This window comes from Sphingopyxis sp. A083, from assembly GCF_001468495.1.
GTDB classification, from domain to species: Bacteria; Pseudomonadota; Alphaproteobacteria; order Sphingomonadales; family Sphingomonadaceae; genus Sphingopyxis; species Sphingopyxis terrae.
Genome location: NZ_LNSK01000005.1, coordinates 150,593 through 167,356, shown reverse-complemented (window position 1 = coordinate 167,356; position 16,764 = coordinate 150,593). Strand labels below are relative to the sequence as shown.

The following is a 16,764-nucleotide window of genomic DNA, read 5'->3' as shown; positions in this document are numbered from 1 at the left end:
ATGCCCCGCTTGCGGATCTGCGCGCTCGCGCTCTCGCTTCTTCTCCCGGCCCCGATCGCGGCGGCGGCGGACGCCGATCCGGTGGTCGCGGCCCCCGCGGGTAGCGTGCGCGGCGTTGTGGAACGCGACGTCCGCATATTCCGCGGCATTCCCTATGCCCAGGCCCCCGTCGGGGAGCGCCGCTGGCGCCCCCCGGCGGCGGCGGCGGACTGGGACGGGGTACGCGACGCGAGTCAGTTTGGTGCCGCGTGCATGCAGCCCAAGCCGCGCGCCGGGAATATCTATGCGGGAAGCTTGCCCGCGATGAGCGAGGATTGCCTGTCGCTCAACGTCTGGGCGCCCGAAAATGCGAAAAATGCGCCGGTGTTCGTGTGGATACACGGCGGATCGCTGATGTCGGGATCGGGCGCCGAACCGCTTTATGACGGCAGCGCGCTGGCGCGGCGCGGGATTGTCGTGGTGACGATCAACTATCGGCTCGGCATGTTCGGCTATTTCGCGCACCCGGCGCTCAGCGCAGAGGCGCCCGATCATGTGTCGGGCAATTACGGCCTGCTCGACCAGATTGCGGCGCTGCAATGGGTGAAACGCAACATCGGCGCCTTCGGGGGCAATGCGGCAAATGTCACCGTCGCGGGCGAATCGGCCGGTGCGCTCAGCGTCATGTATCTGATGACGGCACCCGCTGCGCGCGGCCTGTTCGCCAAGGCGGTGGCACAGAGCGCCTATATGGTGTCGGCACCCGCACTGCGCGACCGGGTCAACGGCATGGTTCCGGCCGAAGAGCAGGGGAGTGATCTGGCCGCCAAGCTTGGGGCGACCGACCTTGCGGCGCTGCGGGCGCTGCCCGCCGAGACGATCGCCGACAAGGTGCCGACGACGGGCTATTTCCCCTTTCCGGCGATCGACGGCAAGACGGTGCCGCGCCAGCTCGTCGACAGCTTCGATCGCGGCGAACAGGCGCCGGTGCCGATATTGGCGGGTTTCAACAGCGGCGAAATCCGGTCGCTGCGCTTTCTCCTGCCGAAGCCGCCGGTCGATGCGGCCGCTTATGAGGCGGCGGTTCGCGCTGGCTATGGCGAGTTCGCCGACATGTTCCTCGCGCGCTATCCGGCCAAGACCATCGACGAAAGCATGCTCGCGGCGACGCGCGATGCGATGTACGGCTGGACCGCCGAGCGGCTGGTTTCCGACCAGGCGGCGGCGGGCAAGGGCGCCTATTTCTATCTCTTCGATCATGGCTATCCCGCGACCCAGGAGTGGAATCTCCACGCCTTTCACGCGTCCGAACTGCCCTATGTATTCGGCACCGCGTCGCGGACCCCGCCGTTGTGGCCGAAAATTCCCGACACGCTGGCCGAGCGCAAGCTCAGCGAAGCGATGGGCGATTATTGGGCGAGCTTCGCCGCGACCGGCAAGCCGCAGGCCAAGGGTTGGCCGGACTGGCCCGACTATGCCGACGATCGCGGCTTTCTGCATTTCGCGGACACACCGCGCGCTGGCCATAATCTCTTCCCCGGCACCGCGGCGCTGCACGAGGCGGTGGTCTGCCGCCGCCGCGCGGCGGGCGATATAGCGTGGAACTGGAACGTCGGCATTATCGCGCCGCCGCTGCCGCCGAAGGCCGAGGGGTGCCAATGATCGACGGTTCGATGCAGTCCTATGCCCTGACGCTCGACAAATTCCTCTCCCATGCCGCGAAATGGCATCCCGGCGCCGAAGTGGTGTCGGCGGGACTGGACGGCGGCGTGCGGCGCATTGCCTATGCGGCGCTTCGCGACCGTGCGCTGCGCGTTTCAGCGGCGCTGGCGGCGCTCGGGATCGCAAAGGGCGCGCGCGTCGCGACGCTGGCCTGGAATACGCAGGGCCATGTCGAGGCGTGGTACGGCATTATGGGGATGGGCGCGATCTGTCACACGCTCAACCCGCGCCTGACCCCGGCGCAGCTCGGGTCGATGCTGCGCCAGTCGGAAGCGTCGGTGCTGCTGGCGAGCGCCGACCTTCTGGGTCTGGCACGCGACGCGACGCGCGGCCTCGGCGCGCCGCCGCGCATCCTGCTGCTCGACGAAGCCGAAGGGGAGGATGCGCTCGAGCTGCATATCGCAGGGGCTTCCGCCGACGTTCCGTGGGGCGATTTCGACGAGAACACGCCCTCGGGGCTGTGCTTTACATCGGGCAGCACGGGCGCGCCCAAGGGCGTCACCTATACGCATCGTGGTTGCTATCTTCACACGATGCGCCAGCTTCAGGCCGACGTCCTCGGCATTACCGCGCGCGATGCGGTGATGCCCGTCGTGCCGATGTTCCATGCCAATGCGTGGGGAATTCCCTTCACCGCGCCCGCTGTCGGCGCCAAGCTGGTGCTGCCCGGACGGCACAGCGACGGCGCGCATCTTGCCCGGCTGATCCGGGCCGAAGGCGTTACCGCGGCGGTCGGCGTGCCGACGGTGTGGCTGGGGCTGGTCGAGCATCTGGAGGCCGAGGGCGGCGAGGTGCCGACGCTCGAGCGTATCCTGGTCGGCGGGTCGTCGATGCCCCCGGCGCTGATGGACCGGATCGAACGGCGGCTGGGTGTCGAGGTGCAGACGAGCTGGGGCATGACGGAGTTGTCGCCGCTGGGGACGGCGGCGCTGCCGGGCGACCCGGCACGGCGACCGGATCTGTCGGGGCGCCCCGCGATGGGCATCGACCTGCTGCTGACCGACGGCGATGGGCGGGCGCTCGCCGAGCAGCGCGGTGCCGAGGGGCATTTGCGCGTGCGCGGCGGTTCGGTCGTCGAACGCTATTTCGGGCAGAGCGAGCCGGCGACCGATGCCGATGGCTGGTTCGACACCGGCGACCTCGCGCGGATCGACGCTGGGGGCAATCTGACCATCACCGGGCGCGCCAAGGATCTGATCAAATCGGGCGGCGAGTGGATTAATCCCGCCGAGATCGAGGCGATCGTCGCAGGGCTGCCGCAAGTGTCGCTCGCCGCGGTGATCGGACGCAGCGATCCGAAATGGGGCGAGCGGCCGATCCTGCTCGTCGAAACCTGCGACGATGCGATCAGCGACGCCGATCTTCTGGGTTCGCTCGATGGCCGCGTCGCATCCTGGTGGGTTCCCGATGCCGTCGTGCGTCTGGCCGCGATGCCGCTCGCGCCGACGGGCAAGATCGACAAAATGCAATTGCGGGCGGAATATGGACAGGTGTAGGCCCACGCGGTCGCACCCGATTGAACGAAGCCCCGGAAGGAAGTGAATTTGGCGTCGAAGGCAAAGACTGCGGCAAAGCGGCCATCGAAGGCGGAGCAGCGCGCCGAAATGATGGAGCAGATTCTCGACGTCGCCGAACTTCTGTTTTCGAAGCATGGCTTTCACGGCGTCACGCTGAAGGATGTCGCAAAGCAGGTCGGCGTCCACCACACGCTGCTGAACTATTATTTCGACGACAAGCAGACGCTGTTCGATGCCGTTTTCGCGCGCCGCGCCGTCGTTACGATCGACCGGCGGATGCAGGCACTCGACGATTATGAGCGCGCAGCCGCGGGCAAGCCGACAGTCGAGGGTGCGCTGCACGCCTTTCTCGACACCGACCTCGACCTCTATATCCAGGGCGGCGAGGGGTGGAAGAATTACGGGGCCTTTGGCGCACAGGCGTCGAACAGCCCCGAAGGCGCCGAATTCATGGACAAATATTTCGATCCCGTGGTCTTGCGGCTGATCGACATATTGAAAAAGGCGCTGCCCGACGCGGCCGAGGAAGATATTTTCTGGGGCTATCACTTCGTCACCGGCGCGCTGATGCTCACGCTCGCGCGGACCGGGCGTATCGATAAATTGTCGCACGGCCTGTGCCTGTCGGACGATTATGAAGCGGTAAAGCACCGGATGGCGCGTTTCATGGCGGCGGGTTTCCGCGAAATTTGCGAGCAGCGAAAGCAGGATAGGGGCTGACAGGCCGATACGCCGCAGTTCGATGGGGATTCGCGGTACGCATAACTAAATTCACTCACTAGTGAGTTATGATTTGAAAGCGAGAGGGCGGCGATGAAGAGGGACTTGCAGGACCGGGTGGCGATCGTGACCGGAGCGGGCGGCGGGCTGGGCCGCGCCCACGCGCTGATGCTGGCGCGGCACGGCGCGCGCGTCGTCGTCAACGATCGCGACGCCGCCGCCGCCGAAGCCGTGACAGCCGAGATCGTCGCATCGGGCGGGCAGGCGATCGCGGCGCCCGCTTCGGTCACCGACACCGCTGAGGTCGCGGCGATGGTCGATGATGCGACCGCCGCATGGGGCGGCATCGACATATTGATCAACAATGCCGGCATCCTGCGCGACAAGAGCTTTGCGAAGATGGACATCGATGATTTCCGTCTGGTCGTCGACGTCCACCTGATGGGCGCCGCCATCTGTTCGAAGGCGGTGTGGGACCAGATGCGCGCGCGGCGCTTCGGACGCATCGTGATGACGACCTCTTCGTCGGGGCTCTACGGCAATTTTGGCCAAGCCAATTACAGCGCTGCAAAGATGGCACTCGTCGGCCTGATGCAGACGCTCGCGCTCGAAGGCGAGCGACACAATATCCGGGTCAATTGTCTGGCGCCGACCGCGGCGACGGCGATGACCGACGGCGTGCTCGCGCCCGAAGCGCTGGCGCGGCTGGCGCCCGAGGCGGTGAGCCCCGGGCTGCTCGCGCTGGTCGGCGATACCGCGCCGACGCGCGCCATCCTCTGTGCGGGGGCCGGGCATTTCGCGAGCGCGCATGTCACGCTGACCGACGGGCTGTTCGTGGGCCGCGGCGAGGATGCGGCCGCGCGCGTGGTTTCGGAATGGGACCGCATCACCGATCGCCGCGGCGAGGTCGTGCCGGCCCATGGCTTCACGCAGGCCGAGCGCGAACTGGCGAATGCGGGTTTCACGGCGCCGACGATGGCGGTGCAACGCTGACAATCCCCGGGGCGTGGCGGACGGGCCGGTCAAGAGCCCGCCGTCGCTGCCGGGATGAAGGGAGAAGGATATGACGACCGACAGCCAGGCCGCGCCCGAAGCGGGCAAGGGCCAGAATGAGAAGCTGGTGATCGCCGCTTCGTCGCTGGGGACAGTGTTCGAATGGTATGACTTCTATCTCTATGGCCTGCTCGCCACGGCGCTTTCGCATCACTTCTTTTCGGGGGTGAACGAAACGACGGGCTTCATCCTTGCGCTGATGGCGTTTGCCGCGGGGTTTGCGGTGCGGCCGTTCGGCGCGCTCGTCTTCGGCCGCGTCGGCGACATCGTCGGCCGCAAGAATACCTTCCTCGTCACCATGGCGATCATGGGACTGTCGACCTTCGCGGTCGGCTTTCTGCCCGGCTATGACACGATCGGGGTAGCGGCACCGATCATCCTGATGCTGCTGCGTCTGTTGCAGGGACTGGCGATCGGCGGCGAATATGGCGGCGCCGCCGTCTATATCGCCGAACATGCCCCGCCCGGAAAACGCGGCCTCTACACCAGCTTCATCCAGACGACGGCGATGATCGGGCTGATCCTGGCGTCGACCTTTGTCGTGTCGCTGCGATTGTTCATGGATGCCGATACCTTCAACGCCTGGGGCTGGCGGCTTCCCTTCATCTTTTCGATCGTGCTGCTGTCGGTCGCGCTGTGGATACGCCTGCAGCTTGAGGAAAGCCCGGTGTTCCAGCGGATGAAGGCGGCCGGCGCGACGTCGAAGGCGCCGCTGAAGGAGGCCTTTGGCGAATGGCGCAATTTGAAGATCGTGCTCATTGCGCTGTTCGGGGCGGTGGCGGGGCAGGCGGTGATTGGCTTTGCCGCGCACCTTTATCCGCTCTTCTACCTCGAACGTATCGCGCGGGTGGACGGCGCGACCGCCAATTTCCTGGTCGCGACGGCGCTCCTCATCATCATTCCAAGCTTCGTCTTCTTCGGCTGGCTCAGCGACCGTATCGGCCGCAAACCGATCATGATGACCGCCTGCGTGATCGCGGTGTTCGTCTATTTCCCGCTCTACAAGGCGCTCGTCGTTGCCGCGAATCCCGCGATGGCCGCGGCGGTCGAACGCGCGCCGGTCACGGTCATTGCCGATGCCGGCGAATGCTCGTTCCAGTTCGACCCGATCGGCAAGAACAGCTTTGACCAATCGAGTTGCGACATCGCCAAATCCTATCTGGCAAAGAACGGCATCAACTATGCCAATCGCGATGCGCCGGCGGGAAGCGCCGCGTCGGTGCGCGTCGGCGACCGCGTGATCGCCGTCGCCGACCCGGTGGGGCTCGACAAGGATGCTCGGGCGGCGGTGGTCGCCGCCTTCGGGCGCGAGGCGAAAACGGCGCTCGATGCGGCGGGCTATCCCGACAAAGCCGATCCGGCGCAGGTCAACAAGACGAAGGTGATTCTGATCCTCTGCGTCTTCGGGCTGCTCGCGACGATGGTCTATGGCCCGCTCGCCGCGCTGCTCGTCGAGCTGTTCCCGGCGCGCATCCGTTACAGTTCGCTGTCGCTGCCCTATCATATCGGAAACGGCTGGATCGGCGGCTTCATGCCGACGATCGGCTTCGCAATGGTCGCGGCGACGGGCAATATCTATCAGGGGCTGTGGTATGCGGTCATCATTGCGGCGGTGACCGCGGTCGTCGGCATCCTGTTCCTGCCCGAAACCTACAAGCGCGACATCGAGGCATGAGCGGGGGCGATGCCATTGCGCGCCGCGCGCTGATCCAGGGGGCGGTCGGCGCCGCCGCTGCGCCGGTGCTGCTTGGCAACGCCCCGGCGCCGGCGCGGCACAAGCCCGCGCCGAAGGGCTTTCTGTGGGGCGCGGCCATCTCGGCGCACCAGAGCGAAGGGAATAACACCAACAGCGACGCCTGGCTTGCCGAAAATATCGAACCGACGCTGTTCAAGGAGCGGTCGGGTGACGCGTGCGACAGCTATCACCGCTACGATCAGGATTTCGCGCTCGCGCAGCAACTCGGGTTGAACTGCTACCGGCTTGGCATCGAATGGGCGCGGATCGAGCCGAGTGAGGGGCATTTCTCGAACGCCGAACTCGACCATTATGCCCGGGTGCTGACTGCCTGCCGCGCGCGGGGGCTCGCGCCAGTGGTGACGCTGAGCCACTTCACCGTGCCGCTGTGGTTCGCGAAGCGCGGCGGGTTCGAGGTCGCCGACGCGCCGCAGCTCTTCGCGCGCTATTGCGCCAAGGTCGCCGAGCGGCTCGGCGGGCTGATGCATCTCGTGACCACCTTCAACGAAGCCAATATCGGCTTGCTCGTATCGCTGTTTCCCCAGTCGGAAGCCGGTGCGGAGCTGCAACGGGCGGCGCAGGCGGCCGCGGTCGCCGCAACCGGATCGCCCAAATTCTCGCGCCTCGCCTTCGCCGATCCCGCGGTTACCACCCCGCTGATGCAGGAGGCGCATCGTCGGGCCTATGCCGCGATCAAGGTAGCACGGCCCGAACTGCCGGTCGGCATCACGCTCACGACGCAGGATATCCAGTCGGCGGGCGCGCCGTCGCTCGTCGCCGATTATGAGCGGCGGCTCTACGGCAACTGGATCGATGTCGCCCGCGACCACGCCGACTTCTTCGGGGTGCAATGCTACACGCGGCTCGTCTTCGACGAAAAGGGCATGGTGCCGCCCCCGAAGGACACCGAAAAGACGCTGTCGGGTTATGAATTTTATCCGCAGGCCTTGGCGAATACGATCCGCTGGGCGCACCGGACGATCGGCAAGCCCATCTATGTCACCGAAAGCGGGGTCGCCGTCGCCGACGATGCGCGCCGCATCGCCTTCATCGACGCGGCGCTCGACGGGGTCCGCGCCTGTCTCAACGAAGGCATTGCCGTCCACAGCTATATCTACTGGTCGCTGCTCGACAATTTCGAATGGACGTCGGGCTATGCGGTACCCTTCGGGCTGGCCGCGGTCGATCGCGACACTTTCGTCCGCGCCCCGCGACCCAGCGCGCATCACTTCGGCGCGATCGCGCGCGCGAACCGGATCTAGGGTCAGGACCCATTAATTCCACGATCGAGGCGTCGAAATGGCGAAGATATCGGTCCTTTGCGGGTGCAGCGGGTAGCATCGCTACCCGCAAGACCGCGCGGGCCCGAGATCGAAGCCATTTCGACGTCCCTGCGGGATTTGACCGATTTTGCCCATGGCAGCGTCGAAAAGACTTGAAATATCAACATATTCCTTCGCCGTTTCTCCTCGCCCTGAGCAAAATCGCTTCAAACCTCGATCGTGGAATCAATGGGTCCTGACCCTAGAATCCTGACACTAGCCCGGCGCGGCCGCGGCAAGGAGCAGCTTCCGGAAGGCGGCGGTCGTCGCCGCGACCGCACCCGCATCGACGCAGCGCGCATCGTCGCCTTCTACATGATGGAAACGATGGACGCCGAAAATGCCTGCGACCGATGGGTAGCCTGCGGCGATGATCGCGGTGAGTTCGCCGGCCGACAATTTGTCGCTGGGGTAAGGGCTTTCAAGTCCGGCAAAGCCCGCGAACAGGCGCCGCGCCGTCGCAAGCAGCGGGGGGCTGACGACCAGATAGCGCTGCGAATCGGTGCCAGCCAGCGGGGCGAGGCCGAACAGGCCTTCGTGCCAGTCACGCGCCGCGAGGTTGGCGCCAAGGTGGAGCCAGAAATGCGTCGCGTCGGGCTTGGGGGCCACCGCCTTCAGCGCCTCCTCGGCGCCCAGATTTTCATATTCATGGCCGCTGTTGCACAGGAAAGCGAGGTTGTGGTCGGGGAGCAGCGCCGGGATGCCGCGGGCCAGGTCCAGCCATGCGGCAATGCCGCCGCCGCGCTCGCCTGCACAGTCGGTCCAGCCCGAACGCGGCGTCGATACGACCACCCACTTCGCCTTGCCGCGGTGGAGGCGCCCGATGACGTTGAAGGCGCTCCGCCGTCCACCCTCGCCGGTCAGGCGCACCGTCGCCGCGGCATGGCGCATCGCTGCCTCCCAAAAAGGTACGGCGTCGGCAGGCGCGAGCAGACCGACCGGACCCACGAACATCGGCGCGCGGCCATCGGCATTGAGCGCGATGATCTTGCCCGTCGGCCCGTTGGTGACGATCACCGCCGCCTTGGCGCCCGCCGCGAAGGCGGTCTCGACGGGCGCGCGGACCGGCTTGGCGAGCGCCGACGACCAGCGGCCATAGGGCAGGTCGACGAGCGCGATCGCGCCCGCCAACGGCGCGTCGGCGCGGCCCTGCGCATCGACGCGCACCAGCGGCCCCGTCACGCCCCCGGCGGCGGTCGGCGTCACGATCGGCTGCGGCATCAGCGCGGCGCGGATGTCGCCGACGACCATGTCGCACGCTCCGGCGTCGAAATGGGGAACAGAGATGGCCGGCTTTTCGACCGCGTAGCCCGCACGCGCGAGCTGATCGGCGAGCCAGTGGCCGCACGCATTGTCGCCGGCGCCGCCTGCGCGCTTGTTGCCGAAACCGATATAGGCGGCGAGGTCGCTCGCGATCGTGTCGCTCGTCGCCGCAGCCGCGTGCGCGGCGCCGGCGGCGACGGGAAGGGCGGTTGCGGCGGCGATGAAATGGCGCCTTGTCGGATCGGTCATCGGCTCTCCCTTGCGGCTGTTCCGCCGCCATTGCTTGGCCGCGTTGCCATGTGATGCGAGGCCGGCGCCCGTCAATGACGATCGGCCGCTTGATATTCACTCACAAGTGAGTGTAAGTTCTTCGCCGGACGATGGCAAGCATCGCCGCCGGGAAGAGGAAATGCGCTGATGGGCCTGTCGCCGCTTGGAAAGATCGTCATCAGCCTGTGCGCGGTCCTTGGTTTGTCGGGGGCCGCACCCGCCCCCCGCGAGGCGCCGACGGCGACCGTCGGCGAAGGACGCGTCGCTGGCACATGGCAGGACGATGTGCGCATATTCCGCGGCTTGCCCTATGCTGCGCCGCCCGTCGGCGAGCGGCGGTGGCAGCCGCCCGAAGCGCCGCCATCCTGGTCGGGCTTGCGACAGGCGGCCGAGTTCGGACCCGACTGCGTCCAGCCCGCCTATCCCGCCGACAGCGTCTATTTCGAAGCGCCCCGCCCCCAGAGCGAGGATTGCCTGACGCTCAACATCTGGGCGCCGGCGGAGGCGAAGAAGGCGCCGGTGATCGTGTGGATTCACGGCGGATCGCTGCAATTCGGCGGCAGCGCGAGCCGGATGTACGACGGGCGCGAATTCGCCCGGCGCGGGATCGTCTTCGTGTCGATCAACTATCGCCTCGGCGTCTTCGGCTGGTTTGCGCACCCGGGGCTGAGCGCCGAGTCGCCGCAAAATGTCTCGGGTAATTACGGCCTGCTCGACCAGATGGCGGCGCTCCGCTGGGTCCAGCGCAATATTGCGGCCTTCGGCGGCGATCCCGCCAATGTGACCGCGATGGGAGAATCGGCCGGGGCGCTCAGCGTCTCCTATCTTCTCGCCAGCCCGAAAGCCCGCGGCCTGTTCGCGAAGGCGATCGTCCAGAGCACCAATATGCGCGCGATGCCGCGCCTGCGCGAAGCGGCGTTCGGTCTGCCATCCGCCGAAGCGAGCGGGCAGGCTTTGGGCGAAGCGCTGGGCGCTGCCGACATCGCCGCGCTGCGCGCCGTCGATCCCGATGCTTTGCTGGCGGCGGCGGTGCGCGCCCGTTTCCCGGCGCAGCCGGTCGTCGATGGCGTGGTCGTCCCCGACCAGCTCGTCAACATCCTCGACCGCGGCGCGCAGATGAAGGTGCCGCTGCTCGCCGGCTTCAACAGCGGCGAGGTGCGATCGCAGCGGCGGCTCGTGCCGGCCATGCCGGGCGACCCGGCGGACTATGCGGCGGCGGCCGCGAAGCGTTACGGCGATCTCGCCGCCGCCTATCTCAAACTGTATCCGGCGTCGGGCGGGACGGAGAGCATGCTCGCCGCGACGCGCGACACCATCTACGGCTGGGCGACCGAACGTCTGGTCCGCGCGCAGACCGCGGCCGGAGCGCCGGCTTATCTTTACGTCTTCGATCATTGCTACCCGGCGGCCCGCGCGCGCGATCTTTGCGCCTTTCATGCGAGCGAACTACCGTTCGTCTTCGGCCTCGCCGGGCGCCCGGTCGCGGGGTCCCGCAACTGGCCGGCAGCGGAGGGGAAGGCCGAGGAGCGGCTCGCGGAGCAGATGATTGACTATTGGACCAGCTTTGCCGCGACCGGAAAGCCGGTCGCGCCTTCGGCAGCCCGCTGGCGTCCCTACGGCGGCCAGGAATATGCCATGCGCTTCGCCGATCGTCCGCTACCCGAACGCAATCCCTTTCCCGGCAGCTTCGAATTTCACGAAGACCGCATGCAGCGCCAGCGTGCCGACGGGCTGCAATGGTTCATACCCTAGCGCCATAGCCGAAGGGGGCTGCGGCTCGCCCCCTCGATCGACGCGCCGATACCGGCACGCCCGTCAAGGGCTGGTTTGTCGCCTGACGATCAGCCGCGCCAGTAGAGCCACGCGGCCCACAGCCAGCCGGCGATCAGCAGGGTGCCGCCCACGGGTGTCACCGCGCCCAGCCAGCGCGGTCCGCCGAGCGCCATCGCATAGAGGGTGACGGCAAAAAGCCCGCCGCCGATCAGCAGCATGATCGCCGGGCCCCGTGCGGTCCCCATGATCGCGAGCGCCGCAACCGCGTGGACCAGTTGATACAGGCCGCCGGTGCGCAGCCAGTCGGCCTCCTGCGGTCCCGCCGCGCCATGCGCCCCGAAGGCACCCGCCGCGACCGCCAGTGCCGCCGAAATCGCCGCGAACAGTCCGATCATCTCCGTCTCTCCTTTGTAGCCATAATCTTAGCGCGCCGAGCGCGCCGATGGAATAAGCCGCGCCGCGGGGGCGTAAACCGGGCATGAAGCATGATCTGGAATCGAGCCGGGTCGCGGGGCGTTCGCCCGCCGGCCGGCCGCTGCGCATCGCGCTCTTCTCGGGCAATTACGACTGCGTGCGCGACGGCGCCAATCGGGCGCTCAACCGCCTCGTCGCCTATCTGCTCGATCGCGCGGGCATGGCGGTCCGCATCTATTCGCCGACCGCGCCGACGAAGGCGTTCGAATCGGTCGGCGATATTGTCTCGGTGCGCTCGGCGAGCATCCCGGGGCGCCCCGAATATCGCCTCGCGCTTGGCTTCACGGGCGCCGCCCGCGCCGATCTCGAGGCGTTTGCCCCCGATATCGTCCATCTCTCGGCGCCCGATATCTTGGGCCGCCAGGCGCAAAAATATGCGCGGGCCGCGGGCATTCCGGTGGTCGCGAGCCTCCACACGCGCTTCGAAACCTACCCCGAATATTATCATCTCGGCTTTCTGCGCCGGCCGATGGAGGCCTATCTGCGGCGCTTCTACGGCGATGCCGATCATATCCTTCTGCCGACGCCGCCGATCCTCGACGAATTCGCGGCGCTCTACGGCCGCGACAATGTGTCGATCTGGTCGCGCGGGGTCGACCGTACCGCCTTTCATCCCGCGCTGCGCAGCAACGCCTTTCGCGCCCGGCTCGGCTATGCACCCGGCGATGTGGTGCCGCTTTTCTTCGGGCGGCTGGTGCTCGAAAAGGGGCTCGGCGTCTTTGCCGACGCGATCGAGGCGCTCCGCGCGCGCGGCTATAATGTGCGCCCGATGATCGTCGGCGAAGGACCGGCGCGCGACTGGCTCGCGCGGCGGCTGCCCAATGTCGCCTTCCTCGGCCATCTGGCCGGCGCCGACCTTGGCTGCGCGGTGGCGAGCGCCGACATATTGGTCAATCCCAGCGTGACCGAGGCTTTCGGCAACGTCAATCTGGAGGCGATGGCATCGGGGATCGGGGTCGTGTCGGCCGACGTCCCCAGCGCCTCGTCGCTGATCGTGCATGGCGGCACCGGCCTGCTGGTCCCGCCGCACGACGCCGCGGCCTATGCCGATGCGATCGCGCAGCTTATCGACGAACCCGCGCAGCTCGCGGTGCTGCGCCGCGCCGCCGCGACCGCCGCGGACCGCTATTGCTGGGACGATATTCTCGCCGGGGTCGCGGCGCTCTATGGCCGGCTCGCCGGAACCGCTACTGTCGCGGCACTGGCGAGAGTCGCCTGAGGAGTTTCGATGCGCAAGGGCCGCGACGCCGATCCCGATATCGACGGCGATCTCGCCGCGATGCGGCGTTATGCGCGCTCGCTCGCGCGCGACGATCAGGATGCCGACGATGTGGTCCAGGATGCGCTGCTGCGCGCGATCGAACGGCGCGATACCTTTCGGGCCGGGGGCAATCGCCGCGGCTGGCTGCTCGCGATCGTCCACAATGTCTTCGTATCGGGCACCCGGCGCCGCGCGGCCGAGGCGCGGCGCAACGATCGTTTCGCCGATACGCTGGCGACGCAGGCCGACGCGGCGCAGGAACATCATGCGCGGCTGCGCGAAATCGCGCACAGTTTCGCCGCGCTTCCCGACCATCATCGCGCGGTGCTGCACCTGACCGCGGTCGAGGGCCTCAGCTATCAGCAATGCGCCGACCTTCTGGCCGTCCCGATCGGAACGGTGATGTCGCGCGTTGCGCGCGCGCGCGCGGCGCTCCGCGATCTCGAAAATGGACGCGAGGACACGGACGGACGGCGCCGCGCCGCGCCGCTGCGACTGGTTGGAGGACAGGATGACTGACGGGCCGAACGAAAGCGAACTCACCGCCTATGTCGACGGGCAACTCGATGTCGAAGGGCGTTTCGCCGTCGAGGATCATCTGCGCCGTCACCCCGACCTCGCCGCACGCGTGATGGGCGATCTCGGCGCACGCAGCGCCTTGCAGCTTCTGGCGCAGGACAAGCGCGCGATGCCCGCCGCGGTCGCGGCGCTCGGCCGCGATCTGGCAGAGCCGGCCCGGCGCTGGGGTCGCTGGATGTCGGTCGGCGGCACCTCGGTCGCCGCAGCGGTTGTCGCGCTGCTGTTCGTCGCAACCCAGGGACCGCCCGCCTATGTCGATTATGCGATCTCGTCGCACCGCATCGCGATGATGCGCGCCGGGCTCGATTCGCAGGCCGAAACGCCGCATTACGACGCGCGCGAGATTGCGAGCACTACCAATATCGCGATCCCCAGCGTGCCGAAGAGCTGGAAGATCACCGACGTTCAGCTTTTCCCGACCGAGCGCGGCCCGGCCCTGCTCGTCGCGGTCCGCACCCAGGCGGGCGATCCGCTGTCGCTCTTTGCGCTGCACCAGCGTTCGGGGGCGCCCGAACGCCCCGACGCGGTGCGCGAAGGCGCGCAATCGGTGGCCTATTGGCGCCGCGGCGACATGTCCTATGCGCTGGTCGGCAACACCGGGCCGGGCGCAATCGACGCGACGGCGGAGAAGCTGGCGCGCAGCTGGTCCTGACGATGATGCAGGCAGCGCGACATGTGTTCGAAAGATTGACAATTCAAGGCGTTTTTGATCGATAAAATCGATCATGGCGGCGCGGATTTCCAATTTCCGCACTGCAACATAAATCGCTAGGGGAGGGCTCCACAAACAAAAGGAGGCTCTCCATGTCCGTGCTCAACACCACCATCAAGCCCTTCAACGCGACCGCGTACAAGGACGGCAAGTTCGTCGACATCAGCGACGAAACCGTCAAGGGCAAGTGGGCCGTCTTCTTCTTCTATCCGGCTGACTTCACCTTCGTCTGCCCGACCGAGCTCGAAGACCTCGCCGACATCTATCCGACGCTGCAGAACATGGGCGTCGAAGTGTTCGCGGTGTCGACCGACACGCATTTCTGCCACAAGGCGTGGCACGACACCTCGCCGGCGATCGGCAAGATCAATTACTATATGGTCGGCGACCAGAACCACAATCTGTCGAACAATTTCGAAGTTCTGCGCCAGGGCGTCGGCCTTGCCGACCGCGGCACCTTCGTGCTCGACCCGCAGGGTGAAATCCAGCTTCTGGAAATCACCCCCGAAGGCGTGGGCCGCAACGCCGCCGAACTGCTCCGCAAGATCAAGGCGCTGCAATATTGGGTCAGCCACCCCGGCGAAGTCTGCCCCGCCAAGTGGGAAGAAGGCGCCGAAACGCTCGCGCCCTCGCTCGACCTCGTCGGCAAGATCTAAGGTATAATCGTCCGTGTGTCCCCGCGAAGGCGGGGACCCAGAGCGTTAGGTCGCTACACTTGCGCTCTACAGCCCTGGGCTCCCGCCTTCGCTGGAGCACACGGATTTTCTTTGAAACCAGGCAGGAACTTTCCCCATGCTCGACGCCAATATGAAGCAACAGCTTCAGGGCCTTCTCACGAACCTTCGTGAACCGATCGAACTGCTCTCGTCACTCGGCGACGATGCGAAGTCGGCCGAGCTGGCGGCGCTCCTCGATGATATCGCCGCGCTGTCGGACAAGGTCAGCGTGACGCGCACCGACGATGATGCGCGCCGGCCCAGCTTCCTGATCCGCCGCGCGAGCGACGCCAATGTCGCGGTGCGCTTCGCGGGCATCCCGCTCGGCCATGAATTCACCTCGCTCGTTCTCGCGCTGCTCCAGGTCGGCGGCCACCCGCCGAAGGTGAGCGCCGAGGTGCTCGAGCAAGTGGCGGCGCTCGATGGCGACTTCCACTTCGAAACATATTTTTCGCTGTCGTGCCAGAATTGCCCCGACATCGTGCAGGCATTGAACCTGATGAGCGTGGTCAACCCGCGCATCACCCACACCGCGATCGACGGCGGGCTGTTCCAGGCCGAGGTCGAGGAGCGCAAGATCATGGCGGTGCCGACGATCTTCCTGAATGGGCAGAATTTCGGTCAGGGCCGCATGGAGCTCGAACAGATCCTCGCGAAGCTCGACACCGGTGTCGAAGCAAAGGCGGCCGAAAAGATCGCTGCCAAGGACGCGTTCGACGTGCTCGTTGTCGGCGGCGGCCCCGCGGGCGCCGCGGCCGCGATCTACGCGGCACGCAAGGGCATCCGCACCGGCATCGCCGCCGAACGCTTCGGCGGACAGGTGCTCGACACGATGGCGATCGAGAATTTCATTTCAGTCCAGCACACCGAAGGGCCGAAGCTCGTCGCGCAATTGGAGAGCCACGTCAAAGACTATGACGTCGACATCATGAACCTGCAGCGCGCCGAAAAGCTGATCCCGGCAAAGACCGAGGGCGGGTTGCACGAAGTCGTGCTTGCCAACGGTGCGTCGCTCAAGGCGCGCACCGTGATCCTCTCGACCGGTGCGCGCTGGCGCCAGCTCGGCGTGCCGGGCGAGGATGCCTATCGCAACAAGGGCGTCGCCTATTGCCCGCACTGCGACGGCCCGCTTTACAAGGGCAAGCGCGTCGCGGTGATCGGCGGCGGCAATTCGGGCGTTGAGGCGGCGATCGACCTTGCCGGCATCGTCGCGCACGTCACCCTGATCGAATATGACAGCCAGCTCCGCGCCGACGCCGTTCTTCAGCGCAAGCTCACGAGCCTGCCCAACGTCAAGATCATCACCTCGGCGCTGACCACCGAAGTGCTCGGCGACGGCGAAAAGGTGACGGGGCTTGCCTATAAGGACCGCAATTCGGACGAACTGCATCAGGTCGAACTCGAAGGCATCTTCGTTCAGATCGGCCTCGTGCCGAACACAGAATGGCTCAAGGACAGCGTCACCCTGTCGCGCCACGGAGAGGTCGAGGTCGACCATCGCGGCGAGACGAGCCAGCGCGGCATCTTCGCCGCGGGCGATTGCACGACCGTCCCCTACAAGCAGATCGTGATCGCGATGGGCGAAGGATCGAAGGCGGCTCTGTCGGCTTTCGACTACATGATCCGCCTGCCGGTGGGTGCGGAAGCCGAGGCGGCGTAAGGCCATAT

The 16,764-nt window shown here is 66.7% G+C and carries 14 protein-coding genes; 12 read left to right on the top strand and 2 right to left on the bottom strand.

The genetic code is table 11. From position 1 onward, the window contains the following. The 6 genes from ATE59_RS11355 to ATE59_RS11330 all read left to right on the top strand — a co-directional run bounded on the left by ATE59_RS11355 (nt 1) and on the right by ATE59_RS11330 (nt 7,988). Nucleotides 1–1,641, top strand: coding sequence for a carboxylesterase/lipase family protein (locus ATE59_RS11355; RefSeq protein WP_058812509.1), 1,641 nt, complete (start codon nt 1–3; stop codon nt 1,639–1,641). Then, on the top strand, nt 1,638–3,197 hold the full coding sequence (locus tag ATE59_RS11350; RefSeq protein ID WP_058812508.1) for an AMP-binding protein: 1,560 nt from the start codon (nt 1,638–1,640) through the stop codon (nt 3,195–3,197). Before ATE59_RS11355 ends, ATE59_RS11350 begins: the two co-directional genes overlap by 4 nt. A 48-nt stretch (nt 3,198–3,245) precedes the next feature. Further along, nucleotides 3,246–3,938 (top strand): TetR/AcrR family transcriptional regulator, encoded by a 693-nt coding sequence (locus ATE59_RS11345; RefSeq protein ID WP_003038903.1) that lies wholly within the window; start codon nt 3,246–3,248, stop codon nt 3,936–3,938. Nucleotides 3,939–4,031: 93 nt separating this feature from the next. Then, nucleotides 4,032–4,931: an SDR family NAD(P)-dependent oxidoreductase gene (locus ATE59_RS11340; protein WP_058812507.1), complete on the top strand. Its 900-nt coding sequence runs from the start codon at nt 4,032–4,034 to the stop codon at nt 4,929–4,931. Between the two features lie 70 nt (nt 4,932–5,001). Then, nucleotides 5,002–6,666, top strand: a complete 1,665-nt coding sequence (locus ATE59_RS11335) for an MFS transporter (protein ID WP_058812506.1) — start codon at nt 5,002–5,004, stop codon at nt 6,664–6,666. Next, nucleotides 6,663–7,988 (top strand): glycoside hydrolase family 1 protein, encoded by a 1,326-nt coding sequence (locus ATE59_RS11330; protein WP_058812505.1) that lies wholly within the window; start codon nt 6,663–6,665, stop codon nt 7,986–7,988. The genes ATE59_RS11335 and ATE59_RS11330 overlap by 4 nt, the downstream gene beginning before the upstream one ends. A 276-nt stretch (nt 7,989–8,264) precedes the next feature. On the opposite strand, the gene ATE59_RS11325 is transcribed toward ATE59_RS11330, so the two are convergent. Further along, on the bottom strand, nt 8,265–9,560 hold the full coding sequence (locus ATE59_RS11325) for a PA domain-containing protein (RefSeq protein WP_058812570.1): 1,296 nt from the start codon (nt 9,558–9,560) through the stop codon (nt 8,265–8,267). A gap of 168 nt (nt 9,561–9,728) precedes the next feature. Here ATE59_RS11325 and ATE59_RS11320 point away from each other — a divergent pair, with 168 nt between their 5' ends. Next, a complete protein-coding gene (locus ATE59_RS11320; RefSeq protein WP_058812504.1) occupies nt 9,729–11,333 on the top strand; it encodes a carboxylesterase/lipase family protein in 1,605 nt (534 codons plus the stop codon). A gap of 89 nt (nt 11,334–11,422) precedes the next feature. Here ATE59_RS11320 and ATE59_RS11315 read toward each other — a convergent pair whose 3' ends face one another. Then, a complete protein-coding gene (locus ATE59_RS11315) occupies nt 11,423–11,749 on the bottom strand; it encodes a DUF423 domain-containing protein (RefSeq protein WP_003038888.1) in 327 nt (108 codons plus the stop codon). A gap of 83 nt (nt 11,750–11,832) precedes the next feature. On the opposite strand from ATE59_RS11315, the gene ATE59_RS11310 reads away from it, so the two are divergent. From ATE59_RS11310 to ahpF, 5 genes are all read left to right on the top strand, one after another. Continuing rightward, nucleotides 11,833–13,047 (top strand): glycosyltransferase family 4 protein, encoded by a 1,215-nt coding sequence (locus ATE59_RS11310; RefSeq protein ID WP_058812503.1) that lies wholly within the window; start codon nt 11,833–11,835, stop codon nt 13,045–13,047. 9 nt (nt 13,048–13,056) lie between these two features. Next, nucleotides 13,057–13,608 (top strand): sigma-70 family RNA polymerase sigma factor, encoded by a 552-nt coding sequence (locus tag ATE59_RS11305; protein ID WP_058812502.1) that lies wholly within the window; start codon nt 13,057–13,059, stop codon nt 13,606–13,608. Further along, nucleotides 13,601–14,320, top strand: a complete 720-nt coding sequence (locus tag ATE59_RS11300; RefSeq protein WP_058812501.1) for an anti-sigma factor family protein — start codon at nt 13,601–13,603, stop codon at nt 14,318–14,320. Before ATE59_RS11305 ends, ATE59_RS11300 begins: the two co-directional genes overlap by 8 nt. A gap of 152 nt (nt 14,321–14,472) precedes the next feature. Beyond that, nucleotides 14,473–15,036, top strand: a complete 564-nt coding sequence (ahpC, locus tag ATE59_RS11295; protein ID WP_003038877.1) for an alkyl hydroperoxide reductase subunit C — start codon at nt 14,473–14,475, stop codon at nt 15,034–15,036. 136 nt (nt 15,037–15,172) lie between these two features. Beyond that, the gene (ahpF, locus tag ATE59_RS11290) at nt 15,173–16,756 is read left to right on the top strand and encodes an alkyl hydroperoxide reductase subunit F (protein ID WP_058812500.1); all 1,584 of its coding nucleotides are present in this window, start codon (nt 15,173–15,175) and stop codon (nt 16,754–16,756) included. The last annotated feature ends 8 nt before the right edge of the window (nt 16,757–16,764 follow it).

Coding starts and splice junctions, on each gene's coding strand:
- ATE59_RS11355 (WP_058812509.1), top strand. CDS start 1: ATGCCCCGCTTGCGGATCTGCGCGCTCGCGCTCTCGCTTCTTCTCCCG.
- ATE59_RS11320 (WP_058812504.1), top strand. CDS start 9,729: ATGGGCCTGTCGCCGCTTGGAAAGATCGTCATCAGCCTGTGCGCGGTC.
- ATE59_RS11340 (WP_058812507.1), top strand. CDS start 4,032: ATGAAGAGGGACTTGCAGGACCGGGTGGCGATCGTGACCGGAGCGGGC.
- ATE59_RS11305 (WP_058812502.1), top strand. CDS start 13,057: ATGCGCAAGGGCCGCGACGCCGATCCCGATATCGACGGCGATCTCGCC.
- ATE59_RS11330 (WP_058812505.1), top strand. CDS start 6,663: ATGAGCGGGGGCGATGCCATTGCGCGCCGCGCGCTGATCCAGGGGGCG.
- ATE59_RS11300 (WP_058812501.1), top strand. CDS start 13,601: ATGACTGACGGGCCGAACGAAAGCGAACTCACCGCCTATGTCGACGGG.
- ATE59_RS11350 (WP_058812508.1), top strand. CDS start 1,638: ATGATCGACGGTTCGATGCAGTCCTATGCCCTGACGCTCGACAAATTC.
- ahpC (WP_003038877.1), top strand. CDS start 14,473: ATGTCCGTGCTCAACACCACCATCAAGCCCTTCAACGCGACCGCGTAC.
- ATE59_RS11310 (WP_058812503.1), top strand. CDS start 11,833: ATGAAGCATGATCTGGAATCGAGCCGGGTCGCGGGGCGTTCGCCCGCC.
- ahpF (WP_058812500.1), top strand. CDS start 15,173: ATGCTCGACGCCAATATGAAGCAACAGCTTCAGGGCCTTCTCACGAAC.
- ATE59_RS11335 (WP_058812506.1), top strand. CDS start 5,002: ATGACGACCGACAGCCAGGCCGCGCCCGAAGCGGGCAAGGGCCAGAAT.
- ATE59_RS11315 (WP_003038888.1), bottom strand. CDS start 11,749: ATGATCGGACTGTTCGCGGCGATTTCGGCGGCACTGGCGGTCGCGGCG.
- ATE59_RS11325 (WP_058812570.1), bottom strand. CDS start 9,560: ATGACCGATCCGACAAGGCGCCATTTCATCGCCGCCGCAACCGCCCTT.